This window comes from Streptomyces sp. NPDC090088, assembly GCF_044747345.1.
In the GTDB taxonomy this organism is placed as follows: domain Bacteria; phylum Actinomycetota; class Actinomycetes; order Streptomycetales; family Streptomycetaceae; genus Streptomyces.
Map to the genome: position 1 here is coordinate 808054 of NZ_JBIVDZ010000001.1, position 18924 is coordinate 826977.

The 18924-nt window shown below is 71.6% G+C and carries 15 protein-coding genes and 1 pseudogene; 7 read left to right on the plus strand and 9 right to left on the minus strand.

Annotated features, from left to right (window positions below):
- Positions 1-3 precede the first annotated feature (3 nt).
- Positions 4-1464, minus strand: coding sequence for an MGH1-like glycoside hydrolase domain-containing protein (locus ACIPSJ_RS03680; protein ID WP_401343104.1), 1461 nt, complete (start codon positions 1462-1464; stop codon positions 4-6).
- Between the two features lie 120 nt (positions 1465-1584).
- On the opposite strand from ACIPSJ_RS03680, the gene ACIPSJ_RS03685 reads away from it, so the two are divergent.
- Both ACIPSJ_RS03685 and ppdK read left to right on the plus strand, forming a co-directional pair.
- The gene (locus ACIPSJ_RS03685) at positions 1585-2823 is read left to right on the plus strand and encodes an ROK family protein (protein ID WP_359218270.1); all 1239 of its coding nucleotides are present in this window, start codon (positions 1585-1587) and stop codon (positions 2821-2823) included.
- A gap of 420 nt (positions 2824-3243) precedes the next feature.
- Complete coding sequence (ppdK, locus tag ACIPSJ_RS03690; RefSeq protein WP_359218272.1) at positions 3244-5964, plus strand: pyruvate, phosphate dikinase; 2721 nt, start codon at positions 3244-3246, stop codon at positions 5962-5964.
- Between the two features lie 160 nt (positions 5965-6124).
- Here ppdK and ACIPSJ_RS03695 read toward each other — a convergent pair whose 3' ends face one another.
- Complete coding sequence (locus ACIPSJ_RS03695) at positions 6125-6820, minus strand: DUF4232 domain-containing protein (protein ID WP_401343107.1); 696 nt, start codon at positions 6818-6820, stop codon at positions 6125-6127.
- Between the two features lie 174 nt (positions 6821-6994).
- Here ACIPSJ_RS03695 and ACIPSJ_RS03700 point away from each other — a divergent pair.
- The 5 genes and pseudogenes from ACIPSJ_RS03700 to ACIPSJ_RS03720 all read left to right on the plus strand — a co-directional run.
- Positions 6995-7252, plus strand: a pseudogene (locus ACIPSJ_RS03700) (alpha-hydroxy-acid oxidizing protein); the annotation flags it as partial.
- Between the two features lie 218 nt (positions 7253-7470).
- Positions 7471-7887, plus strand: coding sequence for a hypothetical protein (locus tag ACIPSJ_RS03705; protein WP_401343109.1), 417 nt, complete (start codon positions 7471-7473; stop codon positions 7885-7887).
- Positions 7888-7897: 10 nt separating this feature from the next.
- Positions 7898-8578, plus strand: a complete 681-nt coding sequence (locus tag ACIPSJ_RS03710) for an ABC transporter ATP-binding protein (protein ID WP_401343111.1) — start codon at positions 7898-7900, stop codon at positions 8576-8578.
- Positions 8575-10851 carry an FtsX-like permease family protein gene (locus ACIPSJ_RS03715; protein WP_401343113.1) on the plus strand — a complete coding sequence of 759 codons (2277 nt, stop codon included), beginning with the start codon at positions 8575-8577 and terminating at the stop codon, positions 10849-10851. The genes ACIPSJ_RS03710 and ACIPSJ_RS03715 overlap by 4 nt, the downstream gene beginning before the upstream one ends.
- A 127-nt stretch (positions 10852-10978) precedes the next feature.
- Positions 10979-11542: a YciI family protein gene (locus ACIPSJ_RS03720; RefSeq protein WP_401343115.1), complete on the plus strand. Its 564-nt coding sequence runs from the start codon at positions 10979-10981 to the stop codon at positions 11540-11542.
- Positions 11543-11563: 21 nt separating this feature from the next.
- Here ACIPSJ_RS03720 and ACIPSJ_RS03725 read toward each other — a convergent pair whose 3' ends face one another.
- The 7 genes from ACIPSJ_RS03725 to ACIPSJ_RS03755 form a co-directional block, all read right to left on the minus strand.
- Positions 11564-11953, minus strand: a complete 390-nt coding sequence (locus ACIPSJ_RS03725; RefSeq protein ID WP_401343117.1) for a VOC family protein — start codon at positions 11951-11953, stop codon at positions 11564-11566.
- A 27-nt stretch (positions 11954-11980) separates the two neighbouring features.
- Positions 11981-12913: an aminoglycoside phosphotransferase family protein gene (locus ACIPSJ_RS03730; protein ID WP_401343119.1), complete on the minus strand. Its 933-nt coding sequence runs from the start codon at positions 12911-12913 to the stop codon at positions 11981-11983.
- A gap of 165 nt (positions 12914-13078) precedes the next feature.
- Positions 13079-13852 (minus strand): SDR family NAD(P)-dependent oxidoreductase, encoded by a 774-nt coding sequence (locus ACIPSJ_RS03735; protein ID WP_401343121.1) that lies wholly within the window; start codon positions 13850-13852, stop codon positions 13079-13081.
- Positions 13853-13938: 86 nt separating this feature from the next.
- Positions 13939-14523, minus strand: a complete 585-nt coding sequence (locus ACIPSJ_RS03740; protein ID WP_365682882.1) for a helix-turn-helix domain-containing protein — start codon at positions 14521-14523, stop codon at positions 13939-13941.
- A gap of 64 nt (positions 14524-14587) precedes the next feature.
- Positions 14588-14938, minus strand: a complete 351-nt coding sequence (nirD, locus tag ACIPSJ_RS03745; protein ID WP_393793408.1) for a nitrite reductase small subunit NirD — start codon at positions 14936-14938, stop codon at positions 14588-14590.
- Positions 14935-17544 (minus strand): nitrite reductase large subunit NirB, encoded by a 2610-nt coding sequence (nirB, locus tag ACIPSJ_RS03750; RefSeq protein WP_359218294.1) that lies wholly within the window; start codon positions 17542-17544, stop codon positions 14935-14937. Before nirB ends, nirD begins: the two co-directional genes overlap by 4 nt.
- Positions 17544-18872 (minus strand): NAD(P)/FAD-dependent oxidoreductase, encoded by a 1329-nt coding sequence (locus tag ACIPSJ_RS03755; RefSeq protein ID WP_401343123.1) that lies wholly within the window; start codon positions 18870-18872, stop codon positions 17544-17546. Before ACIPSJ_RS03755 ends, nirB begins: the two co-directional genes overlap by 1 nt.
- Between the last annotated feature and the right edge of the window lie 52 nt (positions 18873-18924).

Consider the following 18924-nt stretch of genomic DNA (forward strand, 5'->3'; position numbering starts at 1 on the left):
TTGTCAGCTCTTGTCCAGATTTTGACGCTCGTCATGCGGCGCCCGCTGCCGGTGGTGCAGATCGAGCGCCAGGGCGGCCGTCCAGCTGAACCCGGTCGCGCCGCACGCCTCGCCGGTGTACGGGTCGACGTACTCGGCGAACCCGCTCGCGTCGGCCGTCCGCAGGACCGCCTCGGCGAGCGCGTCCGCCCGCTCCCGCTCGCCGTGCTCGCGCAGCCCCCGCTCCAGCAGCCAGCCGGTGTTGAACCAGGCCGGGCCGCGCCAGTAGCGGTGCGGGTCGAAGGCCTCGCCGAGCAGGTCGTAGCTGGGGACCAGGAGGGTGCCGGTGCCGAAGTGCGGGCCGCTCAGCGTGCGGACGAGCGCGGCGGCGATCTCGCGCGGCAGCTCCGGGAGGAGCAGCGGGACCAGCCCGGACACCCCACGCTCGGGAATCAGCCCGCCGTCCGCGCCGTTGGCGCCGCCTGTGCCGCCTGTGCCGCCCGCGCCGCTCCCGCCGGCCCGCAGGTCCCGGCAGAGGAAGATCTCCCTCTCCGGGTCCCAGAGCCGGTCCACCAGCGCCGCCGTCAGCCGCTGCGCCCGCGCGTGCCGGGCCGTGCCGGTCGCCCCCAACTCCCGTGCGATACGGGCCAGGGCGTGCTCGGAGGCGATGAGCAGCGCGTTGAACGCGGGGTCCTCGACGGCGAACTCCCGCTTGCGGTCGGCGTACTCGGCGTCCCGGTAGTCGGCGGCCAGCCGCACGTACCGCCCGTAGTCCAGATCCGTCGGCCGGTCCTCGGCGGCGCCGTGCTCCAGGTCGGCGCGGCGGAAGGAGCGGGCCGGGGCGGGGGCGACCCGGGCCAGCGGGGCGTCCCAGCAGGGGCTGTTGTCCATACCCTGTTCCCAGGGGTGGACGACGGACGCCAGCCCGCCGCCGCCCAGGTCCCGCCGGTGCAGCAGATAGCGGTGCCAGGCGGCCAGGCGCGGGTAGACGCCGGCCAGGAAGCCGCGCGCCCGGGACAGGCCCGGGTCGGCGAGGTGCACCAGCCAGGCGGCCAGCGCGTGCACCGGTGGCTGCACGATCCCGGAGGTCTGTACGGTGCGCGGGGCGCCCGCAGCGCGCCCCGCGGTCGAGGAGCGCCAGAAGTCGGGGCTCGGGAAGTACGCGTCGAGGGGCACGGAGGGGTTGAACACGATGTGCGGGATCCGCCCGTCGGCCCACTGGGCGGCGAGCAGCGTCTCCAGCTCCGTCTGTGCGCGCAGCGGCGAGAGGTGCCGCAGCCCGATCGCGATGAACGCCGAGTCCCACGACCACTGGTGCGGATACAGGTTCCGGGAGGGCACGGTCGAACCGCCGGTCCAGTTGCCGTCGAGCACCCGTGCGGCCCTGACGTGCAGGGACCCCGGCCCGGTCGGGGACAGGGGCGGCGGATCGTATGCAATCCCGCGAGCGAGTGCAGGGCTGGTGAGCTGGGCAGTGCGATCCACTCGGGACTCCCCGAAGACGTTCGGCCGGCCGGGTTTGGCAGTGGCTACCGTAGGGTTACGTCTATTTAACACGCAAAACTCAATATGTAATGCAAGCTTGAGAAACACAAGGGGGTGCGCATGACCGGACGTCCCGGCAGGACCGGCAGGGCCGGTGGGACAGGGAAGGGCGGCGGGCCGGCCAGCGCCGGCGACCTGCTCGAACTGGTCCGCAGCGGCCGGGCCGTGACGCGCGGCGCCCTCCAGCAGGCCACCGGACTCTCCCGGGCGACCGTCGGCCTCCGTCTGGACCGGCTGTTCCGCGCGGGCTGGCTGCGCGAGGGCGCGGGCGGCCCGGTCGACTCCCCGCTGGGCGGCCGCCCCTCCATCACCCTGGAGTTCGACGACTCCCACGCGGTGGTCCTCGCCGCCGACCTGGAGACCCGCCATGCCCGGGCCGCCGTACTGTCCCTGACCGGGGAGATCCTCGCCGAGCACTCCGGTACGGCGGTCATCCAGGACGGCCCGGAGGCCGTGCTCGCCGAACTCGGCCGCTGGTTCGCCGAGTTGCTGGAGAAGGCCGGCCACCGGGCCACGGAGGTGTGCGGGATCGGCCTCGCGGTACCGGGTCCGGTCGACATGGACACCGGCCGGGTCGTCCAGCCGCCGATCATGCCGGGCTGGGACGGCTACGACATAAGGGGCCGCACGGCCCGGGCCTTCACGGAGCACACGGGCGCGCCGGCCGTCCCGGTCCTGGTGGACAACGACGCGAACCTGATGGCGTACGGCGAACAGCGCACCGGATACCCGGACTGCTCGGCGTTCGTCCTGGTGAAGGTCTCGACCGGTATCGGCGCCGGGGTCGTGGTCGACGGCACGATCTACCGGGGCATCGACGGCGGCGCCGGGGACATCGGTCATATCCGGGTGGGCGCGGAGGTGCAGTGCCGCTGCGGTTCCTACGGCTGCCTCGCCGCCGTCGCGAGCGGCGGCGCCGTGGCCCGGAGGCTGGCGGAGGCCGGGGTTCCGGCGGCGTCCGGCTCAGATGTGCGCGATCTGCTCGCCTCGGGGCATCCGGAGGCGGCCGCCCTGGCGCGGGACGCCGGCCGCAGCGTCGGGGACGTGCTGGCGACGGTCGTCACCCTCCTCAACCCCGGCGTGCTGATGATCGCCGGGGACCTGGCGGGCACCCCGTTCCTCACCGGCGTACGCGAACTGCTCTACCAGCGGGCGCTGCCCCGCTCCACCGCTCACCTGGACGTCGTCACCTCGCGGCTGGGGGAGCGGGCGGGGCTGATCGGCGCCGGGGCGCTGGTCGTGGAGCATCTGTACGCGCCGGAGCGGGCGGAGGAGCGGCTGCTGTCGCTGGGTGTGTGACGGGCCGGTTTCCGGCTGGTCGCGGCGTCCGGATCCACGTCCGCATGGTGAAATCCGCCCGTCTGTGGGAGCGTGATTCTCGCCACCCTTGATAAGGGTTGCGCTCAGATGAGCGGATCATGGGCGACTGCACTTCTCCAAGGGGTGGCACTGGGTGCCACCCCTTGATCGTTCATCGATCGAAATCAGGTGTGCGGTATGACCGCTCACATGAGCGGTAAAGTGCCGTGCTGAGCGTTCTTGTGTTCAAGAAGTGAAAACACAACCGCGTCACCGCTTGCCAAGCTTTGACTTTCGATCCGGTGGCGGACGACTGGTTACGAGCGCATGACACGCAAGTAGACGTACCCAGGCGCCTTCGATCTGGGTATGTTCCTCGCCGTCAGGGCAGCCACCGCGTCCTCGAGGGAGTCGAGACCCGTGTCGGAAAACAAAGAACCCCACGTAGCGAAGCTCGTCTACGACTTCACCGAGGGAAACAAGGACCTCAAGGACCTCCTGGGTGGCAAGGGCGCGAACCTCGCCGAGATGACCAACCTGGGGCTCCCCGTTCCCCCCGGCTTCACCATCACGACCGACGCGTGCAAGGTCTACCTCGACAGCGGCGAGGAACCGGCGGCACTGCGTGACGAGGTGAGTGCGCACCTCGACGCGCTGGAACAGCGGATGGGCAAGAAGCTCGGCCAGGCCGACAACCCCCTCCTGGTGTCGGTCCGCTCCGGAGCCAAGTTCTCCATGCCGGGCATGATGGACACGGTCCTGAACATCGGCCTCTCCGACAAGTCCGTGCAGGGCCTGGCCAAGCAGGCCGGCGACGACCGCTTCGCGTGGGACTCCTACCGCCGCCTCGTCCAGATGTTCGGCAAGACCGTCCTCGGCGTCGACGGCGAGCTCTTCGAGGAGGCCCTGGACGCGGCGAAGGAGGCCAAGAAGGTCACCGTCGACACGGACCTGGAGGCCGCCGACCTCAAGAAGCTCGTCACCAAGTTCAAGAGGATCGTCAAGACCGAGGCCGGCCGGGACTTCCCGCAGGACCCGCGCGAGCAGATGGACCTCGCGATCCGCGCGGTCTTCGACTCCTGGAACACCGACCGCGCCAAGCTCTACCGCCGCCAGGAGCGCATCCCCGGCGACCTCGGCACCGCGGTCAACGTCTGCTCGATGGTCTTCGGCAACCTGGGCCCCGACTCCGGCACCGGCGTCGCCTTCACCCGCGACCCCGCCTCCGGCCACCAGGGCGTCTACGGCGACTACCTCCAGAACGCCCAGGGCGAGGACGTCGTCGCGGGCATCCGCAACACCGTCCCGCTCGCCGAGCTGGAGCAGATCGACAAGAAGTCGTACGACCAGCTGATGCAGATCATGGAGACGCTGGAGAACCACTACAAGGACCTCTGCGACATCGAGTTCACGATCGAGCGCGGCCAGCTGTGGATGCTCCAGACCCGCGTCGGCAAGCGCACGGCGGGCGCCGCCTTCCGGATCGCGACCCAGCTGGTCGACCAGGGCCTGATCGACGAGACCGAGGCCCTCCAGCGCGTCACCGGCGCCCAGCTCGCCCAGCTGATGTTCCCGCGCTTCGACGAGCAGGCCAAGGCCCAGCCCGTGGGGCGCGGCATCGCGGCCTCGCCGGGCGCGGCGGTCGGCAAGGCGGTCTTCGACTCGTACACCGCGGTGAAGTGGTCCCGCTCCGGCGAGAAGGTCATCCTGGTCCGCCGCGAGACGAACCCCGACGACCTGGACGGCATGATCGCCGCCGAGGGCATCCTCACCTCCCGCGGCGGCAAGACCTCCCACGCGGCCGTCGTCGCCCGCGGCATGGGCAAGACGTGTGTGTGCGGCGCGGAGGACCTGGAGGTCGACACCAAGCGCCGCCGCATGACGGTTCCCGGCGGCCACGTGGTCGAGGAGGGCGACGTCATCTCCATCGACGGCTCCTCCGGCAAGGTCTACCTGGGCGAGGTCCCGGTCGTTCCGTCCCCGGTCGTCGAGTACTTCGAGGGCCGGATGCACGCGGGCGCCCAGGACGCCGACGAGCTGGTCGAGGCCGTCCACCGCATCATGGCCTTCGCCGACCGCAAGCGCCGGCTGCGCGTGCGCGCCAACGCCGACAACGCCGAGGACGCCCTGCGCGCCCGCCGCTTCGGCGCCCAGGGCATCGGCCTGTGCCGTACCGAGCACATGTTCCTCGGCGACCGTCGCGAACTGGTGGAACGCCTGATCCTGGCGGACACCCAGGAGGACCGCGAGGAGTCCCTGCGCGCCCTGCTCCCCCTCCAGAAGAAGGACTTCGTCGAACTCTTCTCGGCGATGGACGGCCTCCCGGTGACGGTCCGCCTCCTGGACCCCCCGCTGCACGAGTTCCTTCCCGACATCACCGAACTCTCGGTCCGCGTGGCCCTCGCCGAGTCCCGCCAGGAGCCGCACGAGAACGAACTCCGCCTCCTCCAGGCCGTCCACCGGCTGCACGAGCAGAACCCGATGCTGGGCCTGCGCGGCGTACGCCTCGGCCTGGTCATCCCCGGCCTGTTCACGATGCAGGTCCGCGCGATCGCGGAGGCGGCCGCCGAACGCAAGAACGCCAAGGGCGACCCGCGCGCCGAGATCATGATCCCCCTGGTCGGCACGGTCCAGGAGCTGGAGATCGTCCGCGAGGAGGCCGACCAGGTCATCGCCGAGGTCGAGGCGGCCACCGGCACGAACCTGAAGCTCTCCATCGGCACGATGATCGAGCTCCCGCGGGCCGCCCTGACGGCGGGCCAGATCGCCGAGGCCGCGGAGTTCTTCTCCTTCGGCACCAACGACCTGACGCAGACCGTCTGGGGCTTCAGCCGCGACGACGTGGAGGCCTCCTTCTTCACCGCCTACCTGGAGAAGGGCATCTTCGGGGTCTCCCCCTTCGAGACCATCGACCGCGACGGCGTCGGCTCCCTGGTCGCCGCGGCCGCCAAGGCCGGCCGGGCCACCCGCCCCGACCTCAAGCTGGGCGTCTGCGGCGAGCACGGCGGCGACCCCGAGTCCGTCCACTTCTTCCACCAGGTGGGCCTCGACTACGTCTCCTGCAGCCCCTTCCGGATCCCGGTGGCCCGCCTGGAGGCCGGCCGCGCCGCGACCGAGTCACAGGGCAGCGACCACCGCTGAGGCCTGACGCCGAGGCCCTGACCACTCTCCGGCCTCCGCCGAACCCCGGGTCCGCCGTCCGTCCCCGACCCTCAAGACCGATGGACGGCGGCCCCGGCACGCAAGAAGAGGGGCGGCACCCTGTGCGGGGGTGCCGCCCCTCCCTGCCTGCTCGCCGGCGTCAGTGGTTGACGGTGATGTGCTTGGCGAGCGCGGTGACGGAGAGGTCGCCGTGGTCGACCCATTCGGGGAAGGCGAGTGTCTTGTGCTGGGTGGAGGCGGGCGGGGTGATCTCCAGGTAGGAGGCGTGCACGGCGCCCGAGGTACCGGTGTTGGCGTGCGTCCAGGCGACGACGGCCTCGGCGCTCTCGCCGTCCTTGAGGGTGAGGGTCTTGCGGCCCGGGTCCTTGGCGTACCAGGTGTCACCCCAGTGCGTGTGGGACGTGAGGGCCTTGTGCCGGGAGTTCTCCAGGCCCAGACCGGGGTAGCCGCGCAGCGCACAGGTCTTGCCGCTGAGGTTGCGCAGCCTGATCACGACCCCTTCGTGGTTCATGCCACCGCCGAGCTGCTCGCCGAACGTGGCCTTCAGCGCGGCGGCCGAGCAGGTCGGCGTGGTCCTCGCGCCGCTGGTGCCCGCGGCCGAGGCGGTGCCCGCCCAGGCGAGGCCCAGGCCGGCGACGGCGGCCACGGCGAGCACCGCACGGCCGAGCCTGCGGCCGGAGCGGCGCCTCGCCGTGGAACGGGTGACGAGGGTCTGGTCGGTGGTGTTCCGGTGTTCGTTCACGGTGACGGTGCTCCACTCGTACTCCGCGCCGTGAGCCGCGTCAGCGTCCGGCGCCGTCTTCTTGTGCCCTACACCAGGTTCGATGCGCGCCACGCCGGAAATGTTCGCCGGAGTTCCCGGTAATTTCTCCGCCCCCGCAGCCCGGCACGCGCGACCCGCCCTCCCCTTCACACCGACGGCTCCGCCCACAGAAGGGTCGGGTGGGCCCGGGCCAGCTGGGTCTCCAGCCGGAGGATGTCGCTGACCGAGTGCAGGCTGGCCTGCAGGGTCGAGGCCGCCGACGGCCTGCCCGTCCTCTTCGACTCCGGGGTCCGCACCGGAGCCGACATCGTCAAGGCCCTTGCCCGGGGCGCCACCGCCGTCGGCATCGGCCGTCCTTACACATACGGTCTCGCGTACGGCGGCGAGGAAGGCCTCGTCCATGTCCTGCGGTCCCTGCTCGCCGAGGTCGACCTGATCATGGCCGTCGACGGCTGCCCCACCCTCGCCGACCTCACACCCGAGACGCTCCGCCGCGTCGCGTGAGCCGACGGGCTGTTCTGACCACGACGATCACCCGGGCCGTCAGCCGGTGGCCACCGCCAGGAGCAGCGAGGGCGCGTCGGATTTCGGCCGGTGTCCTGTTCTGGATCACCTGATCTGATGGTGATCAAGAGGCTGAAGGATTCGCCACGTAGTTGGTTCGCTACTCTCTGTAACTCCGGTTGTCGTTGGGGTGACCGGGGCTCTGGGAGAGGTGGCGTATGAAGAAGGCGCTGATGGGTGTTGTCGTGGCGGGGGCGTTTCTCGCAGGGGCGGGGACGGCGTTGGCGGCGCCATGGCGAGACCTGCCGAAACTGCAGACGCCGGGGGTGGCGCTGGAGAACGGCCACTACCGGTTCAACTCGGCGGAACGGAACCACGGTTCCTTCGAGTGGGAGGGAGACCTGCGCGACACTCTGCCCGCCGACGGCAACAACGGATATGCGGAAGTCCGGGTCGAGGGCCACACATGGGTGCGGTACGACGGAAAGGACCGTGCGAAGGTTCACCTGCACCGCTCCAACTGGGACGGTGCGCAGCGGTACACGGACGACGCGGACATGCGCGTCTGCCTCGACAGGTCGTTCCATCCTGATACCTGTACCGGTGTTGTGCACTTCCACGCGGGTCAGCGCTGAGCGGGTCACCATGTCTCAAGTGCTCGCAGCTCAGGGAATCGATCTCTCCTACGGATCGTCGCGGGCCGTGAAGGGAGCGGACATCGCCCTACATCGGGGCGAGATCGCGGCCATCACCGGCCCGAGCGGCTCGGGAAAGTCCTCGCTCCTGTACTGCCTCGCAGGCGTCCTCCCCGCGACACGCGGAGAAGTCCGCTTCCAGGGACGTCCATTGGGCGAACTCGATGATGCGGAACTGAGCGCGCTGCGGCGTGACAGGTTCGGATTCGTCTTCCAGTACGGCGAGCTCCTGCCGGAGCTGACCGTGGAGGAGAATGCCGCGCTGCCGCTCCGGCTGGCCGGGCAGCGCAAGGGGCAGGCCCTCGCGGCGGCCGGCGAAGTACTGGGGCGGCTGGGCCTAAGCGACCTGCGGGACCGGCGCCCGTCGCAGGTGTCCGGCGGTCAGGGTCAGCGAATCGCGGTTGCCCGTGCGCTCGTGCACCGTCCGACGGTGGTTTTCGCCGACGAGCCGACGGGATCGCTGGACAGCGTCAACGCGCAGGCGGTACTGGAAGAATTCCTCACACTGGCGCGTTCGCAGGGCGCTGCCGTCGTACTCGTCACGCATGACGCGGACATCGCGGCGCGGGCCGACAGCAGATACTCCATGGTCGACGGTGTGCTCACACCACTGGGAGTGTCGGCCCGGTGAAGGAGCTCTTGTTCGGGCTGCGGCTGCTGTTCGGGAGCGGGCGCAAGAACCGAGTGCGATTCGCGCTCATGGCACTCGGCAGTTCTGTCGGAGTGTGCTGCCTGGCCATCGTGCTCACCATTCCCGGCATCCTGGGGGCACAGGACGCGCGTGTCGCGGCCCGGCAGCCGGTCGACGCACCATCCGGTGCGGGCGACTCCTTTCCCCTGTTGCTGGAGCGGGCCGATCCCTTCGGCTCGCAGGCCCTCAGCCGCATCTTCCTGGCCAGGGGAGCCAAGGCCGTGGAGCCACCGCCGGGGCTGAAGACCTTTCCGGAACGGGGTGAGGTCTTCGTCTCGCCCCGCCTTCGCGATCTGCTGCTTGAGCAGCCGGAATTGGGCCAACGCCTGCCGGGCAGGGAGAAGGGGGTCATCGGGCGCCAGGGGCTGGCTCGCCCCGACGAACTCGTCGCCTATGTGGGCATGAGCCGCGCCGAACTCCCCGACGGCTCCGCCCTGACCGGGTTCGGCGGGCCCGACGCCGACGTGCCGCTCACCACCATGGATCCCTCGATGCTGGACAACTTGCGTTTCACGCTGGCCTGCGTCGTCCTTCTGCCGCTCGTCGTGTTCCTCTCGGTGTGCGCCCGTCTTTCCGCGGCGGAACGAGCCCGCAGACTGGCCGCGTTGCGGCTGCTGGGGATGAGTATCAGCGAAGTGCAGCGGGTGAACGCCGCCGAGACGGTCGCGGCGGCCGGGCTCGGGGCCGTCCTGGGCGTGGGCGAGTTCTGGGCTCTGAACCAATTCGTCTCCAGGATCGGGCTTCCCGGATTCAGGTGGTACCCGGACGACGGCGCACTGACCGGCCCGACACTGGTGGCGTGCCTCGTCGGGTGTCCGGCGCTCGCCTGGTTCGTGGGCAGGGCCAGTGCGCGCAAGGCCGCGGCGAACCCTCTCGCTGTCCGTAGGACGGCCGCGGGGAAACCTCCCTCTGTCTGGGGTGTCCTCCCCCTGGTCGGCGGAGCGGGTATCGCCACGGTGTTCTGTGCCGCCGGGGCCACCGGGCACGTGCTCCCCAGCACGCGGCTGACCACCTTGCTCATGCCGTCGGCAGTCGTCCTCCTCGGGGTCGGCCTCGTGACGACCCTGCCGCCCCTGTGCAGATTCGTGGCCCAGCGGATCGCCCGGTCCACAAGCTCTCTCGCGCTCGGGCTGGCCATGCGCCGGCACGAGACGGAGCCCGGGGCAGCGCTCCGCGTGGCAACAGGTCTGGTCCTGCTGGTGTTCGCCGCGTCGCTCGCCCAAGGGGTGCTGCTCGACTTCGACCAGTCCACCAAGAACACCTCGTCCGTCCAGCTCTACGAACTGCACGAGCCCCGGTTCACCGCCGGCCAGTGGCGATCCGTGCAACAGTTGCCGGGCATTCGCGCACACGCGGTGACGGCCTCTGCGGAGCGTGTCGGAAGCACCGACTCGAATACGAGGTTCGACGTGCTCCTGGCCACCTGCGCGCAGCTTCGGACGATGGTCCCCAGGGTCGGTGCATGCCATGACGGACGCCCGCTACGGCTGTGGGACCCGTCGCAGGTGCAGGGGCGCGGCGCCACCCCAGGGGCGAAGCTCCGGTTCCCACTGGCCGACGGGCACCGCGGTGTGACCTTCACGGCGCCAAGGCAAACCATCCGATATCAGGACCATTCCTCTATCGGTGCGTTCGAAAGCGGAACCGTCGTCCTGCCGCCCTCCCTGCTGCCTCCGGGGGCGAGGCCTCTGGCCCCGACCTACACCTTGATCAGCGCCGCTGACCCGCGCACTGTCCGCACGGTGCTGGACGGCATCGCGCATGTCGCCCCGACGGTCGAACCCATCACTCCGGGGGTGAACCTCACCGACCTCCTCCAGGTCGCTGTGATCAGGACCTTCATGACCGTCGGTATGGTTCTGGGTCTCGTCATCGGCGTAGCGGCCTACCTTGTCGCCGCCACTGACCGGGCCGTCGAGTGGCGCCCTCAGGTCACCGCGCTCTCCCTGCTCGGCGCCGGCCGCCGCACCCTGCGCGCTGTGCAGGTCGCCCAGGTCGTGCTCCCGCTGGCCGTGGGACTGGCGCTGGCCCTGGTCGCCGGGAAGATGGCCGAGTCCACCTACCTGATCACCGGAGGCAGCCCGGTCTACTGGGACGGAGCCGGGCTCCCCGTTCTGCTCGTCTGCGCGCTCGCGGTCATGGCGGTCGCCGCCCTCGGTGCGCTGCCGTTGGTCGGGCGGCGGATCGATCCGGAACTGATTCGACGGGACTGAGGCGGAGGGAGCGGAGGGAGGGGGACGGGAGGGGGCGGCACTCGGTATCGGGGGTCGTCCCTCCGGGCGTTGTGGTGTGGGTATGTGCGGTTGAGTCGGCGGGTGACCTGCGGAAGGCTTCGGGGTCATGGAGTTCTTCTGTTATCACCGGGACCGGGTCGGCTCCGGGGTGCTGCGTGGGGCGTTGGTGGAGGAGCACTGGTCGTACATGGACCGGTACGACGACGAGCTGATCGCTCGTGGGCCGACGTTCGGGTCGGACGGGGAGACGGTCAGCGGGAGTGTGCACATTGTCGAGTTGCCGGATCCGGCGGCTGCCCGGGCGTTCGCCTTCGACGAGCCGAACTACCAGGCGGGTGTGTACCGGGACGTGCTGCTGCGGCGGTGGCGGAATCTGCTGGGGCGCACGATGTGGGAGTTCCCGGGTGGGCGGACCGGCGGCAGGCGGTACCTGGTGGTGGGGCTCGGGCCGGTGCAGGACGGTGGGGGTGGTGGGGGTGGGCTGCCGGGCGGGGGCGAGCGTGACGGGCTGATCGCGTTCGGGCCGTTGCTGTCCGATGACGGCAGTGTGTGGGTCGGTACGGCGGCGCTGGTCCGGGCGGAGGGGCCGGAGGCGGCGCGGGCTGTTCTGGCGCCGGTGCGGTACGCGGATGTCGAGGTGCACGAGTGGGAGTTCGGCGGGCGGCGGTGAAGGGGGAAGGGTGGGCGGTCGTCAGGAGGTGAGGGGGAAGAGGCAGAACTCGTTGCCCTCCGGATCCGCCAGGACGGTGTGATCGGTGTGGCGGGCGCGCACCGATGCCCCGAGGGCCGTCAGGCGTAGCGTCTCCGCCTCCGGGTCGGCGGCCCGGACGTCCAGGTGGACGCGGTTCTTCACCTGTTTCCGTTCCGGGACGAGCTGGAACCACAGGCGTGGGCCACCCGACGCCGGTTCCAGGAGGACCGTCGGGTCGTCCTCGGGGCTGTCGATGCCCAGGGAGCGCAGGCGGGCCAGTTCGGCGTCGTCGTAGGGGGCGATGGCGTAGTCGTCGAGGGCGGCGGCCCAGAAGCGGGCCGCCGAGGCGGGGTGGGCGGCGTCGAAGACGAGGTCGTGGAGGTGGGCCATGGGCGCATCCTGTACGGCCGGGCTACGTCACGCGACCAGCAACTCCGCCAGTGTGTCGGCGAATTCGGTGACGCGGTCCCGCCCGGGGCCGCTCCGGGCGATACGGAACCCGTGCCGACGGCCCCAGAACGCCGCCTGTACGGCGTGGAACTGGGCCCAGCGTCCGACACGTTCGCGGTCCAGTTCCGCCGCGTCCGCGAAGACGTCGAGGAGACGGTGGACGGCCTTGGCGAGGTGGTCGGCCCGCATGAGCGAGAGCGCGCGGGACTTCAGCAGGGTGCCGCCGTCGTACGCCGGGTCGCCGGCACAGCCCTTCGGGTCGACGGCGAGCCACGGCTCCCGGTCCGCCCGCAGGATGTTCCGTGCGTGCAGGTCGCCGTGGACGAGGGTGTCCGGCTGGGCGAGCCCCAGTTCACGGGCCGTGGCGACGGCCGCCCCCGTCACGCGGGGCGGGAGCACGTGGGACAGTTCCGCCGCGTTCCGGTGCAGCTCCGCCGCCCAGAGCTCCGCCCGGTCCCGGAGGCGGGGCAGGGCCGGGGGCGCCGGGACGGCCAGGCGGCGGTTGAGGCGGCCCGCGATGGTCACCACGGTCTCGTCGTCGGACTCCAGTGCCGCCAGCGTGGTGGGGTGGGCCCGTTCGAGGAGGAGGGCGAAACGGGCGTCGTCACGTCGGTGGAGCAGCACCGCGCCCCGGCCGGCCCACACCTCGAACGCGTCCGGCTCGTGGACGTTTCCGGGGTGCGGGAAGGACACCTTCAGGACGGCGCGTGTGCCGGTGGGCCGTTGTCGTACGGGGACGATCAGACCGACACCCCCGTGCGTCACCTCACCGTCGGGCGCGCACTCCCACCGCTCCAGCAAGTCGGACACGATCGCGGGGAGTTCGGCGATCCAGGCCGCCCCACGATCACCCTCACGGTCGATCGTGCCCCGCACCAGTGCCTCCGGAATGCCGACCACCCCGGCACCCTACGCGCCGGCCGGACCGTGCGCGGGCAGTGCGGGGGCAGTGCGCGGGCGGTGCGGGGCAGCGCGGGGTACGCTGCCGAGGGCAGGCCACGTCCGACGGCCACGGCCGACGGTCAATTCCGGCGGCCCCGGCGCCCCGCCCTCGTAGGCCCGCGGCTACAGCGAGGCGCCGCTGTCCACCAGCAGGTCCGTGCCGACCATCGACGCCGCGGCGTCCGAGGCCAGGTAGAGCACGGCCGCCGCGATCTCCTCCGTGGCCGAGACGCGGCCCAGGGGAAGGGTGGTCCGGGCCCGCTCCGCCCGGTCCGTGTCCGTCTCGCCCGCGCGCAGTGACATCGAGGTGGCGGTCGCGCCGGGGCTCACCACGTTGATGCGGACGCCGTCGCGGATGTGGTCCAGCGCCGCGCCCCGGCTCAGCGCGGACACCGCGGCCTTCGTCGCCGAGTAGGCGGCGGCGCCGGGGGCCGTGGTGTGGACGCCGAAGTTCGAGGAGACGGTGACGATCGCGCCGCCCGTCGGCTGGGTCCGCATCCGCCGGATCTCGGCCCGCAGCGCCAGGTGCACGCCGGTGACGTTGACCGCCAGCTGCTCGTGCCAGTCGGCCTCCGGGAGGTCGGCCAGCGGCACCCCGCCCCGGAAGACCCCCGCGTTGTTCACCGCCACGTCCAGCGAACCGAAGTGGTCCACGGCGGTCGCCACCAGCGCCTCCGCGTCCCCGGACCGCGAGACGTCGGCCGGCACCGCCAGCGCCTCGCCGCCCCGCTCCTCGATCAGCGCGACCGTCTCCTTCAGCGGCTCAGGACGGCGGCCCGCTACGACCACGCGCGCGCCCTCCGCCGCGAACGCCAGGGCGACGGCCCGCCCGATGCCACTGCCGCCGCCGGTGACCAGCGCCGTACGACCCGAGAATCGATCCCCAGTGGTAGCCATCAGTGCGATCTCTCCCATTCCCTTTTCTTGAACGATCGGTTCAGTATCGAGGCGAGAAAAATCCCCGCGTCGGCGGGGAGCGTCGGTCAGTCCAGCAGGCGCAGCGCCTGGTCCGCCGCGTCCCGGACCCGTGCCGGGTCCGTCGAGGCCTTGCCCACCACCCGCAGGCCCTGCAGCAGGACCAGCAGGGTGCGGGCGAGGGCCAGCGGGGCGCGGTCGGCGGGGAGTTCGGCCTGGGCCTGGGCCCGGACGAGCGCCGCGTGCAGGGCCGTCTCGACGCGGTCCCAGTCGTGTTCGACGCTGCGCGCGGCGGCCGGATCGTGCGGGGCGAGCTCGGCCGCCGCGTTGGTGACCATGCAGCCGCGCAGCCGCAGGCCGTCGGTGGCCGACTCGTCGGCGTACTGCCGTACCAGCGCGCGTACGGCCGGCAGTACCGGGCCCGGCTGGGACAGGGCCCGCAGCAGGGGCGGGAGGCGGTCCTGCTGGTAGCGGTCCAGCGCCTTCAGGTACAGGTCGTGCTTGCTGCCGAAGGTCGCGTAGAGGCTGGCCCGGCCGATGCCCAGGTGCTCGACCAGATCGGCCATGGACGTCGCCTCGTAGCCGCGCCGCCAGAACAGCTCCAGGGCTGACAGCAGCGCGGCGTCCGGGTCGAACTCCTTGGTCCTGGCCATGTGCCAGAGCCTAGATATTTCCAGAACGATCAGTCAAGTAATCCTGGATGGCAGGGTGGGGAGTTCAGGCTGTCCGTACCTCGTACGCGGCCACCCGCACCGTCTCGTCGTCCAGGCACTGCCCGGTCGCCAGGTCGAAGCGCTGCTTCAGCAGGGGCGAGGCGACGAACGGGCGGCCCTGGTGGGTGCCGGTCAGGCCGCGGGAGAGGACGGCCGCGCCGCCGAACGGGTCGCGGTTGTCGATGGCGTACAGCCGGTCCGCGCGGTCGCGGAAGAGGGCGACCTGGCGGCCGTCCGGCAGCAGCGCGGCCACGCCCCGGCCGGGGGTCAGCCGGTCCAGGTCGCAGACCGTGAACCAGCTGTCCTCCAGCCGCAGTTGGACCTTCAGGTCGGTGGTCTCGGGTGCCAGGGTCATCGCTGGGCGCTTCCTTCCAGGACCTCTTCGGTGGGGCGCATGCCGATGGACAGCAGCGGCAGGTCGGGCTTCATCTGGTCCCGCTCGGGCACGAAGCCGACGACCGGGTCGGGGGTGTCGGGGGCGTTGACGAAGGACACGAACCGGGCGAGCTTCTCCGGGTCGTTGACGGTCGACGCCCACTCGTCGGCGTAGTGGGCGACATGCGCCGCCATCAGCGACTCCAGCTCCTCGCAGATGCCCAGGGAGTCCTCGACGACGACGTCACGGACGTGGTCGAGGCCGCCAGGGATCCGCTCCAGCCAGGTCGAGGTGCGCTCCAGGCGGTCCGCCGTACGGATGTAGAACATCAGGAAACGGTCGATCAGCCGGACCAGTTCGGCGTCGGACAGGTCCTGCGCGAGCAGGTCCGCGTGGCGCGGGGTGGCGCCGCCGTTGCCGCCGACGTACAGGTTCCAGCCACCCGCGGTGGCGATCACGCCGAAGTCCTTCGACTGGGCCTCCGCGCACTCCCGGGCACAGCCGGAGACCGCCGACTTGAGCTTGTGGGGCGAGCGCAGGCCGCGGTAGCGCAGCTCCAGGTCGATCGCCATCCGCACCGAGTCCTGGACGCCGTACCGGCACCACGTCGAGCCCACGCAGGACTTCACCGTCCGCAGGGACTTGCCGTACGCGTGCCCGGACTCGAAGCCCGCGTCCACCAACCGCGTCCAGATCAGCGGGAGTTGTTCCACCCGCGCCCCGAACATGTCGATCCGCTGACCGCCGGTGATCTTCGTGTAGAGGCCGAAGTCGCGGGCGATCTCGCCGATCACGATCAGCCCCTCGGGGGTGATCTCGCCGCCGGGGATCCGCGGGACGACCGAGTACGAGCCGTTCTTCTGGAGGTTGGCGAGGAAGTGGTCGTTGCTGTCCTGGAGCGCGGCCTGCTCGCCGTCCAGGACGTAGCCGCTCGCGCCGATCGTCGGGGCGAGGGAGGCGATGATCGACGCCACGGCCGGCTTGCAGACCTCGCAGCCGTCGCCGCCCCGGGCGCCCTCCCGGCCGTAGCGGTCCAGCAGGTCCTGGTAGGTGTTGAGGCGCAGCGCGAGGACGATCTCGTACAGCTCCTCGCGGGTCTGCGCGAAGCAGCCGCACAGCCCCTTGTCGACCTCGACGCCGGACGCCTCCAGCTCCGCCGTGACCAGCTGGCCGAGCACCTTGACGCAACTGCCGCACGTCGTACCGGCCTTGGTGCACTTCTTCACCTCGGGCACGGTGGTGCAGCTGTGCTCGGTGACCGCGCCGCGGATCGTGCCCTTGCGGACGTTGTTGCAGGAGCAGATGATCGCGTCGTCCGGCAGCGCGGTCGGGCCGAGCTGCACGGACTCCCCGGCGCCGGCGGGCAGGACGAGGGACTCGGGGGAGACCGGCGGGACGGAGCCGGTGAAGGCCTTCAGCGTGCCGTACGCCTCCGCGTCCCCGACCAGGATGCCGCCGAGCAGCGTGCCGTCCCGGCCGATGACCAGCTTCTTGTACAGGCCGGAACGGGAGTCGGAGTAGACGACGTCCAGGCAGTCCTCGGCCGTGCCGTGCGCGTCGCCGAAGGAGGCCACGTCCACGCCGAGCAGCTTCAGCTTGGTGGACAGGTCCGCGCCGGTGAAGGCGGCCTCGTCGGCGGCGATGGTGGCCGCGGCCGTCTCGGCCTGCTCGTAACCCGGCGCCACCAGGCCGTAGACCCGGCCGTCCGCCGCCAGCGCGCACTCGCCGATCGCGAACACCTGAGGGTCGGAGACGGTACGGCACTGCTCGTCGACCGTGATGCCGCCGCGCTCGCCGACGGACAGCCCGCAGTCCCGGGCGAGTTGGTCGCGCGGCCGGACACCGGCGCTGAACACCACGAGATCGGTGGCGAGTTCGGAACCGTCGGACAGCTTCATGCCGGTCACGGCGCCGGTCTCGTCGACGACGATCTCCTGCGTGCCCACCCCCGTGTGCACGCTCAGCCCCATCTCCTCGATGGTGCGCAGCAGGGCCGCGCCGCCGCCCTCGTCCACCTGGACGGGCATCAGCCGGGGCGCGAACTCCACGATGTGCGAGGTGAGTCCGAGGCCCTTGAGCGCGCCGGCCGCCTCCAGGCCGAGCAGGCCGCCGCCGACCACGGCACCCGTCGTGGCCGTCCTCGCGTACTCCTCGATCGCGAGCAGGTCCTCGATCGTGCGGTAGACGAAGCAGCCGGTGGCGTCCTTGTTCGGGACGGGCGGCACGAACGGGAAGGAGCCGGTGGCGAGGACGAGGGTGTCGTACGCGAACACCGCGCCCGACCTGGCCGTCACCTTCCGCGCCTCGCGGTCGACCGTCACCGCCGGGTCGCCGACGTACAGCTCGATGCCGTGCGTCTCGATGAACTCCTGGTCGGTCAGGGAGAGTTCCTCGGCGGTCCGGCCCGAGAAGTACGAGGTGAGGGCGACCCGGTCGTACGCCGGACGCGGCTCCTCGCACAGCACGACCACGCGGTGCGTGGCGGTCAGGCCGCGCTCGGCGAGCGCCTCCAGGAAGCGCTGGCCGACCATGCCGTGGCCGACGAGCACGATCGTGGGGGTGGCCCCCGGGGCGGCGGTGGTCATCAGGAGCCTCCATCGTTGGTGAGCAGGTGGAGCAGCGGCCCGCCGTCGGAGGGCAGCGGCTCTGCTCCCTCCCAGGCGCGGGCGAGCGCGCCGACGGTGCCGAGTTCGCCGACCAGGACCCCGCCGACCAGCCGGTCGTCACGGACGACGACCTTGCGGTACGTGCCCCGGGTGGCGTCGGCGAGCTGTACGACGTCGTCGCCGGGGCGGGCCTCGGTCTCGCCGAACGCGGCGAGGTCGAACGTCGTGTGCGGGGAGTCGGTGCCGGCGAGGGTGAGCCGGGTGAGGGAACGGGTGCCGGTGTAGCGGGAGCCGCCGTTCCCGGCGAGCGACTCGGCGAGCGCTTCGGCCTGTTCGAGGGCGGGTGCCGCCAGGCCGTACACCGTCCCCTCGTGCTGGGCGCAGTCGCCGATCGCGTGGATGCGCGGGTCGGAGGTGCGCAGTTCGTCGTCGACGAGGATGCCCTGGTGGACGGCGAGTCCGGCGTCCTGGGCCAGGCCGGTCCGGGGCCGGACCCCGCACGCCACGACGACCAGGTCGGCGTCGAGGACGTATCCGTCGGCGAGTTCCACCGAGCGGACCGCGCCGCCGGCGCAGCGCACGTCCCGCACCCGGCACTCGGTGTGCACCTCGACGCCCAGGTCCTTCAGGTGGCGCAGCACGAGCTTGGAGGCGGCCAGGTCGAGCTGGCGCTCCATGAGCCGTTCCGCCTGCTGGGCGAGGACCACCTTCGCGCCGCGCACGGCGAGCGCGCGGGCCGCGGAGACGCCGAGCAGCCCGCCGCCGACGACCACCGCCCGCGCCCCGGGCCGTACCGCCTTGGACAGTCCCAGGCAGTCGTCCATGGTCCGGAACGCGTGCACGCCCTCGGGGAGGACGTGGTCCGGCGTGCTGTGCCCGCCCGGGGGACCGCCCCCGGACCCCCGGCCCCAGGAGCGGGTCGGCTCCTCGGCCCGGCGTGCCGGGCCGAGGTACGTGTCCCTGAACAGCCCGCGCAGCGGCGGGAGTACCGGGTTGGAGCCGGTCGCCAGGACCAGCGTGTCGTATGCGATCTCCGTGCCGTCCGCGCAGCCGACGGTCCGGGCGGCGCGGTCGATGCCGGTCACCCGGGCGCGGACGAGGCCGGCGGGCGCCGGGAGGGCGATCACCTCGGGGGCGTAGCGGCCGGCCAGCACCTCGGCGAGCAGCACCCGGTTGTACGGGCGGTGCTCCTCGTCGCCGACGAGTGTCACGGAGACGTCAGCCCTCTTGAGCTCACCGAGCCGCCGGGCGAGACGGACGCCCGCGAGGCCGGCGCCGATCACCACCACACGCGTATTCGAGGTCATGCCAGGAGCGTGCGCGGCCGACGTTACCCGGCCGCATCACCACTGTTTCCCA

Excerpts from the sequence above, each read along its gene's own strand:
- ACIPSJ_RS03705 (WP_401343109.1), top strand. The coding sequence starts at position 7,471 with ATGAAGAAGGCGCTGATGGGTGTTGTCGTGGCGGGGGCGTTTCTCGCA.
- ACIPSJ_RS03720 (WP_401343115.1), top strand. The coding sequence starts at position 10,979 with ATGGAGTTCTTCTGTTATCACCGGGACCGGGTCGGCTCCGGGGTGCTG.
- ACIPSJ_RS03685 (WP_359218270.1), top strand. The coding sequence starts at position 1,585 with ATGACCGGACGTCCCGGCAGGACCGGCAGGGCCGGTGGGACAGGGAAG.
- ACIPSJ_RS03755 (WP_401343123.1), bottom strand. The coding sequence starts at position 18,872 with ATGACCTCGAATACGCGTGTGGTGGTGATCGGCGCCGGCCTCGCGGGC.
- ACIPSJ_RS03740 (WP_365682882.1), bottom strand. The coding sequence starts at position 14,523 with ATGGCCAGGACCAAGGAGTTCGACCCGGACGCCGCGCTGCTGTCAGCC.
- nirB (WP_359218294.1), bottom strand. The coding sequence starts at position 17,544 with ATGACCACCGCCGCCCCGGGGGCCACCCCCACGATCGTGCTCGTCGGC.
- ACIPSJ_RS03725 (WP_401343117.1), bottom strand. The coding sequence starts at position 11,953 with ATGGCCCACCTCCACGACCTCGTCTTCGACGCCGCCCACCCCGCCTCG.
- ACIPSJ_RS03735 (WP_401343121.1), bottom strand. The coding sequence starts at position 13,852 with ATGGCTACCACTGGGGATCGATTCTCGGGTCGTACGGCGCTGGTCACC.
- ACIPSJ_RS03710 (WP_401343111.1), top strand. The coding sequence starts at position 7,898 with ATGTCTCAAGTGCTCGCAGCTCAGGGAATCGATCTCTCCTACGGATCG.
- nirD (WP_393793408.1), bottom strand. The coding sequence starts at position 14,938 with ATGACCCTGGCACCCGAGACCACCGACCTGAAGGTCCAACTGCGGCTG.